Source organism: Nocardioides psychrotolerans (assembly GCF_900113685.1).
GTDB lineage: Bacteria > Actinomycetota > Actinomycetes > Propionibacteriales > Nocardioidaceae > Nocardioides > Nocardioides psychrotolerans.
The window spans coordinates 203544-217304 of record NZ_FOQG01000001.1 but is presented as its reverse complement, the minus strand read 5'-3'; the positions used below and the strand labels follow the sequence as shown (position 1 = coordinate 217304).

Here is a 13761-nt window from a genome sequence, read left to right as displayed (position 1 = left end):
GGAAAGGAAAAAATTCAGTGCTCATTGCACAGCGTCCCTCACTGTCGGAAGAGATCGTTGACGAGTTCCGCTCGCGGTTCGTCATCGAGCCCCTGGAGCCCGGCTTCGGCTACACGCTCGGCAACTCCCTCCGCCGCACCCTCCTGTCGTCGATCCCTGGCGCCTCGGTCACGAGCATCAAGGTGGACACCGTCCTCCACGAGTTCTCGACCATCGAGGGCGTGAAGGAGGACCTCACCGAGATCATCCTCAACCTCAAGGGCCTGGTCGTCTCCTCCGAGCACGACGAGCCCGTCACCATGTACCTCCGCAAGTCCGGCTCCGGCGCCGTGACCGCTGCCGACATCGCGCCCCCGGCCGGTGTCGAGGTACACAACCCCGAGCTGAAGATCGCCACGCTGTCCGACAAGGGCAAGCTGGAGATGGAGCTCGTCGTGGAGCGTGGCCGCGGCTACGTCTCCGCCGTCCAGAACAAGGGCGCCGACAACGAGATCGGCCGCATGCCGGTCGACTCGATCTACAGCCCCGTGCTGAAGGTGACCTACAAGGTCGAGGCCACCCGTGTCGAGCAGCGCACCGACTTCGACAAGCTCGTCATCGACGTCGAGACCAAGCCGTCCATCCTGCCCCGCGACGCCATCGCGTCGGCCGGCAAGACGTTGGTCGAGCTCTTCGGCCTGGCGCGCGAGCTCAACGTCGAGGCCGAGGGCATCGACATCGGCCCGTCGCCCGTCGACGAGCAGCTGGCTGCCGACCTCGCCCTCCCGGTCGAGGACCTGCAGCTGACGGTCCGTTCCTACAACTGCCTCAAGCGCGAGGGCATCCACACCGTGGGTGAGCTCATCTCGCGCTCGGAGCAGGACCTGCTCGACATCCGCAACTTCGGTGCGAAGTCGATCGACGAGGTCAAGGCCAAGCTCGTCGAGATGGGTCTGTCCCTCAAGGACAGCGCCCCCGGCTTCGACCCCGCCACGGCGCTCGCCGCCTACGGCGAAGAGGACGACGACGCCTACGTCGAGGACGAGCAGTACTGAGCACCACCCACTGACCCGTCGCCTTCGCGGCGGGTCGGTGGACCTGCACCACATCCATCTGTCCCGGTACCTCGCACGGCCGGGAAGAATCGAGAGAAGACATGCCCAAGCCCACGAAGGGTCCCCGCCTCGGCGGCAGCCCGGCCCACCAGCGCCTGATCCTGGCCAACTTGGCCACCCAGCTCTTCGAGCACGGTCGCATCACGACGACCGAGGCCAAGGCCCGGGCCCTGCGCCCGCACGCCGAGAAGCTGATCACCAAGGCCAAGAAGGGCGACCTGCACAACCGTCGCATGGTCCTCAAGACCATCCGTGACAAGGGCGTCGTGCACATGCTCTTCACCGAGATCGGCCCCACCTTCGCTGAGCGTCCCGGCGGTTACACCCGCATCACGAAGATCGGCCCCCGCAAGGGCGACAACGCCCCCATGGCCGTCATCGAGCTCGTGACCGAGGCCTACTCGCCGAAGGCCCCGTCCTCGAAGAAGACCTCTGCTGCCGCCGCCCCGGCCGCCCCCGTCGAGGAGGCTCCCGCCGAGGAGACCGCCACCGACGAGGCGCCGACCGAGATGGTTGACGAGGCGTCGCCCGAGTCGAGCGTCGTCGCCGAGGAGCAGCCGACCGAGGACGAGGCGCCTGCTGCCGACTCCGAGGACGACGCCAAGGCCTGAGCTCCACCTGCTCCACTGCTTCAACCCACGACCCGCCCGGGTGCTCCCGGGCGGGTCGCGGGCATTGCGGACAGCACGCGGATCGCCATGGTGCCGAGGCGACCAGCACCGCGGAGCCCACCGTGGCCGGGGGAGGACGGTCGTCATCGCTCGAGCGGCCGCGGGAAAGTGATTCGAAAGAAGTTTCGTTTGTCGTCTCATCAGACGAGATCCGGGCCTCCGGAACGGGGTCTATTGTCGGTGGCCACGGCTTCAATAGATCTATGACCGAGCAGCCCGGACGCGACGACAGCACCAACGTCCTGACCGCTGTCCGCGCTGCGCGCACCGACCAGCTCGCAGCCGAGATTCGAGCCGTCCTGGCGATCATCGACTGGTGTGTGATCCATCAGACCGACGACGAGGGCGCCGCGTCCTTCGGTGACCACGGGATCCCGCTCGCCGGCGACGGTGCACCGTGGGTCCTCGAGTTCGCGGTCATGGAGCTCTGCGCCGCCCTCGGCCTCTCGACCGATGCCGGGAAGCGTCAGGTCGGGTCCGTCCTCGAGACCCGTTACCGGCTCCCCCGGCTTTGGGGGCGCGTCATCGCCGGCGACCTCCCGTTCTGGAGGGCCCGGTCGGTCGCGGAGCAGACGATGTGTCTGCCCGCAGCGGGTGCCAGGTTTGTGGACCGCCACGTCGCCCACGTGGCGCACAAGGTGTCCTACCTCCAGCTCAAGCGCCTCGTCGAGGAAGCCCGCACCCGGTTCGACCCCGCCGAGGCAGAGAAGAAGGCCAGGGAAGCAGCCGATGGCCGCCACGTGTCGATCCACACCCAGGACATCGGTGTGAACGGCACCGTCGACCTCACCGGCACCCTGGACCTGCGTGACGCGCTCGACCTCGACGATGCGCTGAACCGTGGTGCCGCCCTGCTCGGGGTGGCGGGGTGCGAGGAGTCCCACGACGTACGCCGCTCCATCGCCGCCGGCGACCTCGCCCGCGGCACCCAGTCCCTCCCCTTCGACCAGGACGAGCCGTCGACGACCGGGACGCCTCCGCGGAGCCGGGTCGTGCTCCACGTCCACCTGACCGAGGCAGCCCTGGACGGCGACGTCGGCGGGTGCCTGGGCCGGGTGGCGAACACCAGGTCGCCGATCTGGGTCGATCGCGTCCGCGACTGGTGCACCAGCCCCGATGTCCAGGTGACCGTGAAGCCAGTGATCGACCTCGCCGAGCATGTCCACGTCGAGGCCTGCGAGATCCCCGAGCGCCTCCGGGTCCAGCGTGAGCTGATCGATCACCACTGCGTGTTCCCGTGGTGCAAGAGACCCGCCAGGTCCTGTGACATCGACCATGTCACCCCCCACGACCAGGGCGGCACCACGTGTTCGTGCAACACCGCACCCCTGTGTCGAGGGCACCACCGCGCCAAGACCCACTCCGGATGGACCTACGACACGATCGACCAAGGCGCCTACGTGTGGCGATCACCCAACCGGCTCTACTTCCGCGTCGACGGCACCGGCACCACCCCCGTCACGACGCCCAGCGCACCACCGGGCGAGACCTGAGTCCATCGCCCCACACCCCGCCGTCGGCGGGGCCACAGGCACGTCCAGACCTGCGCCTGGTGGCAGTTCGGGGCCAGCTCCGCTCGCACCTCGCACCACAGAGCTGACGTCTCGCACGTCGATCCGGGGCAGCGTCAGCCGCTGGGGGACGCGAGGAGGGCGGCTGCATCGAGGGGGTGCGGCGGCGAGTCGGAGCCGGCCAGGTCGCGCGCGGCGCGGAGCATGGCCTCGTTGGCGGGGGTGGGGACGTCGTGCAGCCGGCCGAGCAGGACGATCTCGCCGGCGCGGTAGTCGATCTCCGAGTCGAGCCCGCGGCTCAGGCTCTGCCACAGTGAGTTGCCCCGGTGGAGGAGGTCTGCGTCGGTGCGGTCACGGAGCAGGTCGCCGCGTCGCTCGTCGTCCTGGGCCCTGGTCACGACCGGGATGCGTGCGGCAGAGAGCACGGCCTCACCCTCGGCGAGCACCCTGGCGGCAAGGACGTCGCGCTCGGGGGCGGGACCGCAGAGGGCACGCACGTCGCCGACGGTGTTGACCAGGAGCTTGCGGTGCTTCCAGGCGGCGATGTCGGGGCGCGGCACCGACGCGAAGCCGCCGCGGTGCAGGTCAGCGCTGACTGCCTCCGTCACGTCGTCGACGCCGCCGGGCACCCGGCCGATGTCCAGGATGCCGGGGGCGCCCCGGGAGTGCTGGACGACGACGCCGGGCTCGAGGTGGGTGGAGGGGAGCATGACGCAGACCGAGTACGTCGCGGGGAAGCGCCGCAGAACCGTACGCTCGTTGGCGACACCGTTCTGCACACAGACGACGGGCACGTCGGGCGGTGCGTGGGCGACCAGGTCGTCGAGCGCCGCGTCGGTCTGGTGGCTCTTGACGCACAGCAGCACGACCGTGTGGGGCGCCCAGTCGACGGCTGCCGCGCTGTCGACCGCGGCCGCCCGGACCACGTGGCGCCCGTCGTGGCGGTCCAGGACCAGGCCATCGGTGCGGATGCGCGCGAGGTGCTCGCCGCGGGCCACCAGCGTGACCGGCACCCCGCCGAGGTGCAGGTTGGCACCGATCACGCCGCCGACCGCACCTGCCCCGTAGATCACGTGTCGCATGTCCTCCATCCTGCCCGGGGCAACCTTGGGCAGGGTCCACCGGGTGGTGACAGGCATGAGAGCAACACCCGCCGGGTCGAGGGTCCCGCGTCGGCCGACGCCGAGCTGGCGATCGCGCTCTACGTGCGGGCCGATTGAGGCCCCGCCCAGGCCGCGTCGAGGAGTCGCTGGGTCTGGGCGAGGGTGAGACCGGACCTGCGGGCGGCCGTCGCGAGCTCCGCGGCGGCCGCTGCCACGTCGGCCGGGGTGCCGTCACCGGCGGCTGCTGCCACGAAGGTGCCGCGGCGTCCCTCGGTCACGACGACCCCGTCGGCCTCGAGCTCCTTGTAGGCGCGGGCCACGGTGTTGGGGGCGAGACCCAGCTGCTCGGCCAGCGCCCGGACCGTGGGCAGCTTGGTGCCGGCCGGGAGGTCCCCGTCGGACGCCCGCCCCGCGATCTGGGTGCGCAGCTGCTCGAACGGTGGCTCCGGCAGCGCCGGGTCGAGCGGCAGGACGGTCATGCCAGGACGATAGCGAGCCCACGCCTTCCCTGACGTGGTAGAGATTCGGGCATGGAGCCCTACGCCCTCGTCGTCGGTGAGTCGCTCGTCGACATCGTGGTCGAGCCCGACGGCCGCGACAACGAACGCCCCGGCGGCAGCGCAGCCAACGTGGCGGTGGCGCTCGCCCGGCTCGGGCGCCGCGTGCGCTTCGTGACGTCGTACGCCGACGACGACCGTGGCCGCGCCATCGCGGCGCACCTCGGCGGGTCGGGTGTGGAGCTCGCCGTGGACCCCCACGCACTCGAGCGCACGTCGACGGCACGGGCCACGATCGCGGCCGACGGGTCGGCCTCCTACGAGTTCGACCTCGACTGGCGCTTCCACCCGGTCGGTGAGGTCGCGCCCGTCACGGTCCACGTCTGCTCGATCGGGGCGGTGCTGCAGCCCGGTGCCGCGGACGTCTTGAGGCTGCTCGAGCGGCTGCGCGCCACCGCCACGATCAGCTATGACGTCAACGCGCGGCCCGCCATCACCGGCACGGGCGGCGACGTGGTGGGGCAGGTGGAGCGGGTCGCTGCCCTGGCCCACCTGGTCAAGGCCAGCGACGAGGACCTCGAGGCGCTCTATCCGTCGTGGTCGGTCACTGACGCGGCGCGGCACCTGCTGTCCCTCGGTCCGCGCGCCGTGGCCGTGACGCGCGGGGAGTCCGGCTCGACGTGGTTCACCGATGAGCGCGAGGTGACCGTCCCCGCCGTCCGCACCCACGTCGTCGACACGATCGGTGCCGGCGACACGTTCTCGGCCGGCCTCATCGACGCCCTGTGGGGCGACCAGTGGGACGACCTCGCGGTGGCGCCGGAGAAGGCGTTGGCGCACGCAGCGGCCGCCGCAGCGGTGACCGTCTCGCGACGTGGCGCCGACCCGCCGTACCGCCACGAGCTCTAGGGCGCTGGCTCAGCCTTCCGGCGCGAGGTAGGCGTGCACGAGGGGCACCACCGAGGAGCCCTCGCCGGTCGCGGCCGCGACCCGCTTCATCGATCCTGCGCGGATGTCGCCCGAGGCTGTGCCTCCACCCTGCGGTTCCTCCCGAAGCGCTGACCACCGACGTCACCCACTAGGCTCTGCGGGTGCGCCTGCGGATCGATCTCGCCTACGACGGCGGGGCCTTCCACGGCTGGGCGACGCAGCCGGGCCTGCGGACCGTGCAGGGCCACCTCGAGGCAGCGCTCACCACCGTTCTCCGCCTCGACCGCATCGACACCGTCTGCGCGGGCCGCACCGACACCGGGGTCCACGCCCGCGGGCAGGTCGTCCATTGCGACGTCGCCGAGCTCCACCCGCAGCTGCAGCGCCGGCTCAACGGGGTGCTGCCGTCGGAGATCCGGGTGCACCGGGTCGTCGAGGCCCCGCCCGGCTTCGACGCCCGCTTCTCGGCGCTGTGGCGGCGCTACGCCTACCGGATCGCCGACCGCGTGGATCTCGTCGACCCGCTCGTGCGCTCGCACGTGCTGGTCTGGGAGCGCGAGCTCGACCTCGACGCGATGAACGATGCGGCCCAGCACCTCCTGGGGCAGCAGGACTTCGCTGCCTTCTGCCGCCGCCGCGTGGGTGCCACCACGATCCGCACGCTGCTCGACCTGCACTGGTCGCGCTCGCCCGAGGGGCTGGCGGTCGCCGACGTGCGCGCCGACGCGTTCTGCCACGGCATGGTGCGCTCGCTGGTCGGCTGCCTGCTGGCGGTCGGGGAGGGGCGTCGGGAGATCGCCTGGCCGGCTGCGATCCTGGCGGTGACCGAGCGCGACGCGAGCGTAGTAGTCGCAGAAGCCCAGGGGCTGACGCTCGAGGAGGTCGCCTACCCTCCCGACGACGAGCTGGCGTCACGTGCCGTCACGACGAGAGCGAGACGCGATGGATGAGCACTACTTCTCGGCCGACCCGAGCGTGGCCTTCAAGCGCGCGCCCGTGGTGGCTCAGGTGTGGGGCCACGAGCTGCGCCTGACCAGCGGGTCGGGCGTCTTCGCCCAGGGCCGCGTCGACATCGGCACCGCCATCCTCTTCCGAGAGACCGCGCCGCCCGCCGGTGGGCGGATCCTCGACCTCGGCTGCGGCTGGGGCGTGATCGGCCTGGCCATCGCCACGGCGGTGCCTGACGCGGTCGTGACCGCGGTCGACGTCAACGAACGGGCGGTCCTCCTCGCCACCGAGAACGCCGCTGCGTTGGGGCTTGCGGACCGGTTCACCGCGACGACCCCGGACGGCGTCGCCGCCGACGCGTCGTACGACGAGATCTGGAGCAACCCGCCGATCCGCATCGGCAAGGAGGCGCTGCACGCGCTGCTGCTCACCTGGCTGCCGCGGCTCGCGCCCGGTGGTCGCGCGGTCATGGTCGTCGGCAAGTTCCTCGGCGCCGACTCGCTGCAGCGCTGGCTGGGCGAGCAGGGCTACCCCACCACGCGGCTGGCCAGCGCCAAGGCCTTCCGGGTGCTGGAGACGCGCCGGGCCTGACCCGCCGAGTCGGCGCGATGTTGCAGGCCGGCGTGCAACATCGCGCCGACTCGGCCCCTGGTCAGTCGGAGGTGCCGCCGCCGTCGAGGAACATCTCGAGCCGCGCGGTGGCGTGGTCGGCCTTGAATCACGCCGCGCCGGCGGCGGTCACAGGATGAGTCTGCTGCTCCCGTGACCGCCGCGTCGAGGCGATTTCAGACGTCGAGCGGGTCGATCAGCTCGTAGTCGCCGACCTTGGTGGAGAGCACGCCGACCTGGTGGTTGCCGTCGCCGAGCAGGTGGTCGAGCGCGGTGAGGTGGGCGACGAACATGCCCACGTTGTATTCCGCCGTCATCGCGATCCCGCCGTGGAGCTGGATCGCCTCCTGGCCGACGTGACGCCCGCCCCGGCTGACCTGCAGGCTGGCGCGGGCCGCGGCAGCCGCGACCTCTTCGGGAGACCCGGCCGCGATGACCATGGTCGACCAGTCGACGAGGCTGTGGGTCAGCTCGAGCGAGGTGTACATGTCGGCGGCCCGGAACGTCAGCGCCTGGAAGGTGTTGAGCGTGACGCCGAACTGCTTGCGGCTCTTGAGGTAGTCGGTGGTCGCCTTGAGCAGCGTCTGCATCGCGCCGAGCGACTGGTTGCCGGCCATGATCCGGGTGATGTCCTGGACGGTCGCGATCGTGGCCGTGAGATCCGCTCCGGCCTCGCCGAGCGGGGTCGCCGCGGTGCCGTCGAGGGCGACGCGAGCGGCCCGCCCGCCGTCGTACGTCGAGTAGCCCTCGCGCGCGAGCCCGTCGGCGTCGCCGGCGACCAGGAAGAGGCCGGTGCCACCGTCGGGCAGCGCGGCGCTCACGACCAGCACGTCGGCGCGGGCGCCGTGGAGGACCGGCTCCTTGACACCGGTGAGCGCCCAGGAGTCGCCGTCCTGCGTGGCCGTGACCTTCTGGGCCGTGGGGCCCCAGCGGCGGCCGGGCTCGTCGTGGGCGAAGGCCAGCACGCTGTCGCCGGCGGACAGGGCGCCGAGCACCTCGCCGCGCTGCTCGGCGGTGCCGGCCGCGGAGACCAGACCGCCGGCCAGCACGACCGAGGCCAGGAACGGCTCCGGGGCGATGGTGCGGCCGAGCTCCTGACACACGATGCCGATCTCGACCGGGCCTGCGCCGACGCCGCCGTCGTCCTCGCAGAAGGGCAGCCCGAGGACGCCCATCTCGGCCAGGCGTGACCACTGCTCCTCGTCGAAGCCCGGGTCCTCACCGACGATCTGGCGCCGGTGCTCGTAGTCGTTGTAGGCCTTGCCCACCAGGCCGCGCACCGCGTCGCGGAGGGCAACCTGCTCGTCGTCGTACGTGAAGTCCATGTCTGTCCCCTTCGGCTCAGAGTCCGAGGATCGAGCGGGAGATGATCTGCCGCTGGATCTCGTTGGAGCCGCCGTAGATGGAGGCCTTGCGCAGGTTGAGGTAGTTGGGCGTGACGGTGCGCGCCCACGAGGCGAGGTCGGAGCCGTCGCCGGCGCCCGAGGCCACCGACGCCGGACCTGCGAGGTCGACGAGCAGCTCGCTGACGGCCTGCTGGAGCTCGGTGCCCCTGAGCTTGAGCACCGACGAGGCCGGGTGCGGCTCCCCGCCCGCTGAGTGCGCGACGACGCGCAGCGCGGTCAGCTCGAGGGCGAGCAGCTCGTTCTCGAGCTCGACGATGCGGGCGCGGACCAGCGGGTCGTCCAGGAGGGTGCCGTCGTTGCCGTCGGAGGTCTCCTTGGCCAGGTCCTTGGCGCGGGACAGGTTGCGCTTGGTCGCGCCGACCGGTGCGACGCCGACCCGCTCGTTGCCGAGCAGGAACTTGGCCTGGGTCCAGCCGGAGTTGATCTCGCCCAGCATGTTCTCGGCGGGGACGCGGACGTCCTCGAACCACACCTCGTTGACCTCGTGACCGCCGTCGATCAGCTGGATCGGGCGGACCTCGAGACCGGGGCTGGTCATGTCGATGAGCAGCATCGAGATGCCGGCCTGCTTCTTCACCTCGGGGTCGGTGCGGACCAGGGTGAAGATCCAGTCGCCGTACTGGCCGAGCGTGGTCCACGTCTTCTGGCCGTTGACGACCCAGTCGTCACCGTCGCGGACCGCGGTCGTGCGCAGGCTCGCGAGGTCGGAGCCGGCGTCGGGCTCGGAGAAGCCCTGGCTCCACCAGATGTCGAGGCTGGCGGTCTGGGGGAGGAAGCGCGCCTTCTGCTCCTCGGTGCCGAACTGCGCGATCACCGGGCCGATCATCGAGGCGTTGAACGCCAGCGGGGTCGGGACCCCGGCGCGCTGCATCTCCTCGTGCCAGATGTGGCGCTGCAGCTCGCTCCAGCCGCGCCCGCCCCACTCCTCGGGCCAGTGAGGCACGGCGAGGCCGGCCTTGTTGAGCGTCTGCTGGCTCTCGACGATCTGCTCCTTGCTGAGCTCACGTCCCTCGATCACCGCCTGACGGATCTCCTCGGAGACCTCGGTGGTGAAGAACTTCCGCATCTCCTCGCGGAACTCCTGGTCCTCGGCGGTCAGCTCGAGCTGCATGGATCGGCCCCTCTCGTCGGTCACGTCGACCTCGTCCGGGCCCATCATGGCGCGGACCAGGCCTCCAAACTACTGACAGGTAGAAGTAGCCCTGTGGAGGGGCTCCGACGGCAGGCCCCGATCCGGATCAGGATCTTGGTATGGACGTCGAGACCGCGCTGCGTCGGCTCGGAGGCGTGGCGAGCGCTCGGGAGATCGGGGCAGCCACCCGACGACGTGACCTCCGAGCCGCGCTGGACCGAGGCGCGGTGCTGAAGCTGGCTCGTGGGCGCTACGCGCTCCCGCAGGCCCGGGGCCAGCTGCGCATCGCGGGTGAGGTGTCCGGGGTGCTCTCCCACCTGAGCGCGGCCCAGCACTGGGGCTGGGCCGTCAAGGACGTGCCGGACCGGGCCTGGGTCACGGTCCGCCGCAGCCGCGCGTTGAGCCCTGAGGTCCGGGTCCGGGTGCATGCGGTCTACGCCGACCTCGAGGCGAGCGAGGTGGTCGCCGGGGTCACGAGCAAGCGGCGCACGGTGCTCGACTGCGCTCGGCGACTGCCCTTCGACGAGGCTCTGGCGGTGGCCGACTCGGCGCTCCGCTCGGGGGACGTCACGCGTGCGGACCTGGTGTCAGGCGCCGCGCTCCTGCGAGGACGAGGTGCACCGGGGGCGCGCCGGGTGGCGGGTGAGGCGAGCGCCGAAGCGGCCAACCCGTTCGAGTCGGTGCTGCGCGCGATCATCCTCGACCACGGCGCGCTCTCGGTGCGGCCCCAGGTCGCTGTCGTCGCTCGGGGCCAGACCTTCCACCCGGACCTCGTGGACGAGGGGCGCCGCGTGGTCATCGAGGCCGACTCGTGGAGCTTCCACTCCGACCACCGGACCCACGGGCGCGACTGCGTCCGCGACACCGCCCTGACCGTGTGCGGATGGATCGTGCTGCGCTTCTCATGGGAGCAGGTCATGCGCTCACCTGCCTACGTCCGGGCGGTGCTGGACGACCTGGTGGCGGCTCTCGCCGCAGCCGAGCGCTGACGACGAGGGCCGGCGTACGCCGGCCCTCCCGCCGGACACCCCACGGCATATCGACGTGACCCAGGGCAGCGGATAGCGGACAATCGTCCGACGTGGGACACGTCGAGGTCAGTGGAGTCCGGTTCGAGCTGCCCGACGGGCGGGTGCTGCTCGACGACGTCTCGTTCCGGGTCGGCGAAGGTGCCAAGGTCGCGCTGGTCGGGGCCAACGGGGCGGGGAAGACGACGCTGCTCAGGATCATCACCGGTGATTTGGTGCCGCACGCCGGCGCGGTGACGCGCACGGGCGGCCTGGGGGTCATGCGGCAGATGGTCAACGCCGGGCTCGGCGAGGAGCCGACCGTCGCCGACCTGCTGCTGAGCGTCAGCCCGGTGCGGGTGCGCGAGACGGCGGCGCTGGTCGACCGGTGCGAGCTGACGCTGATGGAGACCGACGACGAGGTGGCCCAGATGGCCTACGCCGAGGCGCTCTCGGACTACGCCGATGCCGGTGGCTACGACATCGAGGTCACCTGGGACGTCTGCACGATCAAGGCGCTGGCGGTGGCCTACGACAAGGCGAAGTATCGCGAGCTGCGCACGCTGTCGGGCGGCGAGCAGAAACGGCTGGTGCTGGAGTACCTCCTGGCCGGCCCCGACGAGGTCCTGCTCCTCGACGAGCCCGACAACTACCTCGACGTCCCCGGCAAGATCTGGCTCGAGCAGCGCATCCGGGAGTCCGGCAAGACGATCCTGTTCATCAGCCACGACCGCGAGCTGCTCGACAACACCGCCACGCGCGTCGTGACCGTGGAGCTCGGTCACGCGGGCAACCTGGTGTGGACCCATCCCGGCGGGTTCGCGAGCTATCACGAGGCCCGCAAGGACCGCTTCGCGCGCTTCGAGGAGATGCGCAGGCGGTGGGACGAGGAGCACGCCAAGATCAAGGCGCTGGTGCTGCGGTTGAAGATCAAGTCCGAGTACAACGACGGCATGTCCAGCCAGTACCGCGCCTCCCAGACCCGGCTGCGCAAGTTCGAGGAGGCCGGGCCGCCGACCGAGCAGCCGCGCGAGCAGCAGGTGACGATGCGCCTCAAGGGCGGGCGCACCGGCAAGCGCGCGGTCGTCTGCGAGGACCTCGAGCTGTCCGGGCTGATGCGGCCCTTCGACCTCGAGGTCTGGTACGGCGAGCGGGTCGCCGTCCTCGGGTCCAACGGCTCGGGCAAGTCGCACTTCCTGCGACTGCTCGCCTCGGGCGGCTCGGACCCGGACATCGAGCACCAGCCGGTCGGCGACGTCGAGATCAAGCCGGTGATCCACCAGGGCAAGGCCAAGCTCGGCGCGCGCGTGCGCCCGGGGTGGTTCGTGCAGACTCACGAGCACCCCGAGCTGGTCGGCCGCACGCTGATCGAGATCCTGCACCGAGGCGACGGCGAGGCGGACGGGCGCGGCCGCTCGGGCATGGGCCGCGAGCAGGCGGCGCGGGTGCTCGACCGCTACGAGCTCGCCCACGCTGCCGACCAGCGCTTCGAGTCGCTGTCGGGTGGTCAGCAGGCGCGCTTCCAGATCCTGCTGCTCGAGCTGTCGGGCGCCACGCTGCTGCTGCTCGACGAGCCCACCGACAACCTCGACGTGCAGTCCGCCGAGGCGCTCGAGGAGGGCCTCGAGGCCTTCGACGGCACGGTCGTAGCGGTCACCCACGACCGCTGGTTCGCGCGCGGCTTCGACCGGTTCCTGGTCTACGGCGCCGACGGCGACGTCTATGAGTCCGACGGCCCCGTGTGGGACGAAGGAAGGGTGCAACGCCTCCGATGAGCGATCTCCAGATCCGTCCGGTCGACCCGTTCGACGACCCAGCGCTCGATGCCTGGCACGGGGTCTACCTCGCGGCCGAGCGGCACGGCCGCGAGGATCTCGCGACGCCGTGGGCGCTCGAGGAGCTGCGGGTGCAGCTCCAGGCACCCACGCGCTCGCGCCGCTCGCTGCTCTTCCTCGGCGAGGTCGCGGGGGAGGCCGTCGTCGCCGGCAACGTCCAGCTGCGGCTGCTCGACAACCTCAGCCAGGCCGAGGTGCTGGTGCACACCGCCCCCGAGCACCAACGCCGCGGCCACGGCTCGGCCCTCCTCCCCGTCCTGGAGCAGGCGGCGCGCGAGCATGGCCGCACGGTGCTGGCCTCGGACACCGCCTGGCCCCACGAGCTCGGTCCGACCGGTGACGGTGCGCCGGGCATCGAGTTCGCCCGGACCCACGGCTACTCCTTCGCGCTCGGCGACGTCATGCGCGTGCTCCGGCTCCCCGTCGCCGACACGCTGCTCGCCGACCTGGCCGCCCAGGCGGCGCCGCGCCACACGGCGTACTCCCTGCGCTCGTGGGTCGGGCCTGTGCCCGACGACCTCGTGCAGGGCTGGGCCGAGCTCGCCACGACCCTGATGACCGAGGCGCCGCTGGGGGAGATGGAGCGCGAGCCGGAGGCCGTCGACATCGCCGCCCTGCGTGAGGGCGAGGAGCTCGGACGTCGGCAGGGCCGCACCAAGCTCAACACCGTCGCGCTGGACGCCGAGGGCACGGTCGTCGCCTACACCGACATCGCCACCACCGTCCACGAGCCGACGCGCGCCTACCAGTGGGGCACGCTCGTACGACGTGCCGATCGCGGGCACCGCCTCGGCATGGCCGTCAAGGTGGCCAACCTGGCGCTGCTCCAGCGCGAGACCCAGGGCCTGGAGTCCGTGGTGACGTGGAACGCCGAGGTCAACGACCACATGATCGGCGTCAACGAGCAGCTCGGCTTCCGGGCGGCTGAGCGTCTCGGGGAGCTCCAGAAGCGGCTGGACTGAGCGACCCGCACCGGCTCCTTGTGCGGGGCATCGCCGGCTGTCACCATCGACTCTGC

The 13761-nt window shown here is 71.4% G+C and carries 13 protein-coding genes; 9 read left to right on the top strand and 4 right to left on the bottom strand.

All coding sequences use genetic code 11. The features are described 5' to 3' along the window. Nucleotides 1-17: 17 nt before the first annotated feature. The 3 genes from BM204_RS00985 to BM204_RS00975 all read left to right on the top strand — a co-directional run bounded on the left by BM204_RS00985 (nt 18) and on the right by BM204_RS00975 (nt 3258). Entirely contained in the window at nt 18-1034 is a 1017-nt protein-coding gene (locus tag BM204_RS00985) for a DNA-directed RNA polymerase subunit alpha (protein ID WP_091109670.1), read from the top strand. Between the two features lie 101 nt (nt 1035-1135). After that, the gene (gene rplQ / locus BM204_RS00980; protein WP_091109668.1) at nt 1136-1705 is read left to right on the top strand and encodes a 50S ribosomal protein L17; all 570 of its coding nucleotides are present in this window, start codon (nt 1136-1138) and stop codon (nt 1703-1705) included. A 263-nt stretch (nt 1706-1968) separates the two neighbouring features. Beyond that, nucleotides 1969-3258 (top strand): HNH endonuclease signature motif containing protein, encoded by a 1290-nt coding sequence (locus BM204_RS00975; RefSeq protein WP_091109666.1) that lies wholly within the window; start codon nt 1969-1971, stop codon nt 3256-3258. A 134-nt stretch (nt 3259-3392) separates the two neighbouring features. Here the strand turns inward: BM204_RS00975 and BM204_RS00970 are convergent, their stop codons facing one another. Both BM204_RS00970 and BM204_RS00965 read right to left on the bottom strand, forming a co-directional pair. After that, nucleotides 3393-4358 carry a ketopantoate reductase family protein gene (locus BM204_RS00970; RefSeq protein ID WP_091110027.1) on the bottom strand — a complete coding sequence of 322 codons (966 nt, stop codon included), beginning with the start codon at nt 4356-4358 and terminating at the stop codon, nt 3393-3395. A 119-nt stretch (nt 4359-4477) separates the two neighbouring features. Beyond that, nucleotides 4478-4858 (bottom strand): GntR family transcriptional regulator, encoded by a 381-nt coding sequence (locus BM204_RS00965; protein WP_091109664.1) that lies wholly within the window; start codon nt 4856-4858, stop codon nt 4478-4480. A 51-nt stretch (nt 4859-4909) separates the two neighbouring features. Here BM204_RS00965 and BM204_RS00960 point away from each other — a divergent pair, with 51 nt between their 5' ends. From BM204_RS00960 to BM204_RS00950, 3 genes are all read left to right on the top strand, one after another. Next, nucleotides 4910-5785 (top strand): carbohydrate kinase family protein, encoded by an 876-nt coding sequence (locus BM204_RS00960; RefSeq protein WP_091109663.1) that lies wholly within the window; start codon nt 4910-4912, stop codon nt 5783-5785. Between the two features lie 182 nt (nt 5786-5967). Beyond that, the gene (gene truA / locus BM204_RS00955; protein ID WP_091109661.1) at nt 5968-6756 is read left to right on the top strand and encodes a tRNA pseudouridine(38-40) synthase TruA; all 789 of its coding nucleotides are present in this window, start codon (nt 5968-5970) and stop codon (nt 6754-6756) included. Beyond that, nucleotides 6749-7345, top strand: a complete 597-nt coding sequence (locus tag BM204_RS00950) for a class I SAM-dependent methyltransferase (protein ID WP_091109659.1) — start codon at nt 6749-6751, stop codon at nt 7343-7345. The genes truA and BM204_RS00950 overlap by 8 nt, the downstream gene beginning before the upstream one ends. Before the next feature lie 194 nt (nt 7346-7539). Here the strand turns inward: BM204_RS00950 and BM204_RS00945 are convergent, their stop codons facing one another. Both BM204_RS00945 and BM204_RS00940 read right to left on the bottom strand, forming a co-directional pair. Continuing rightward, nucleotides 7540-8688, bottom strand: a complete 1149-nt coding sequence (locus tag BM204_RS00945; protein WP_091109658.1) for an acyl-CoA dehydrogenase family protein — start codon at nt 8686-8688, stop codon at nt 7540-7542. A gap of 16 nt (nt 8689-8704) precedes the next feature. Then, entirely contained in the window at nt 8705-9904 is a 1200-nt protein-coding gene (locus BM204_RS00940; RefSeq protein ID WP_246165772.1) for an acyl-CoA dehydrogenase family protein, read from the bottom strand. A gap of 116 nt (nt 9905-10020) precedes the next feature. Here BM204_RS00940 and BM204_RS00935 point away from each other — a divergent pair, with 116 nt between their 5' ends. From BM204_RS00935 to BM204_RS00925, 3 genes are all read left to right on the top strand, one after another. Beyond that, entirely contained in the window at nt 10021-10890 is an 870-nt protein-coding gene (locus tag BM204_RS00935) for a DUF559 domain-containing protein (protein ID WP_091109656.1), read from the top strand. Between the two features lie 92 nt (nt 10891-10982). Continuing rightward, nucleotides 10983-12683 carry an ABC-F family ATP-binding cassette domain-containing protein gene (locus tag BM204_RS00930; RefSeq protein ID WP_091109655.1) on the top strand — a complete coding sequence of 567 codons (1701 nt, stop codon included), beginning with the start codon at nt 10983-10985 and terminating at the stop codon, nt 12681-12683. Next, on the top strand, nt 12680-13705 hold the full coding sequence (locus BM204_RS00925; protein WP_091109653.1) for a GNAT family N-acetyltransferase: 1026 nt from the start codon (nt 12680-12682) through the stop codon (nt 13703-13705). The genes BM204_RS00930 and BM204_RS00925 overlap by 4 nt, the downstream gene beginning before the upstream one ends. Nucleotides 13706-13761 lie beyond the last annotated feature (56 nt).

Coding starts and splice junctions, on each gene's coding strand:
- BM204_RS00970 (WP_091110027.1), bottom strand. CDS start 4,358: ATGCGACACGTGATCTACGGGGCAGGTGCGGTCGGCGGCGTGATCGGT.
- BM204_RS00945 (WP_091109658.1), bottom strand. CDS start 8,688: ATGGACTTCACGTACGACGACGAGCAGGTTGCCCTCCGCGACGCGGTG.
- BM204_RS00950 (WP_091109659.1), top strand. CDS start 6,749: ATGGATGAGCACTACTTCTCGGCCGACCCGAGCGTGGCCTTCAAGCGC.
- rplQ (WP_091109668.1), top strand. CDS start 1,136: ATGCCCAAGCCCACGAAGGGTCCCCGCCTCGGCGGCAGCCCGGCCCAC.
- BM204_RS00935 (WP_091109656.1), top strand. CDS start 10,021: ATGGACGTCGAGACCGCGCTGCGTCGGCTCGGAGGCGTGGCGAGCGCT.
- BM204_RS00975 (WP_091109666.1), top strand. CDS start 1,969: ATGACCGAGCAGCCCGGACGCGACGACAGCACCAACGTCCTGACCGCT.
- BM204_RS00960 (WP_091109663.1), top strand. CDS start 4,910: ATGGAGCCCTACGCCCTCGTCGTCGGTGAGTCGCTCGTCGACATCGTG.
- BM204_RS00965 (WP_091109664.1), bottom strand. CDS start 4,858: ATGACCGTCCTGCCGCTCGACCCGGCGCTGCCGGAGCCACCGTTCGAG.
- BM204_RS00925 (WP_091109653.1), top strand. CDS start 12,680: ATGAGCGATCTCCAGATCCGTCCGGTCGACCCGTTCGACGACCCAGCG.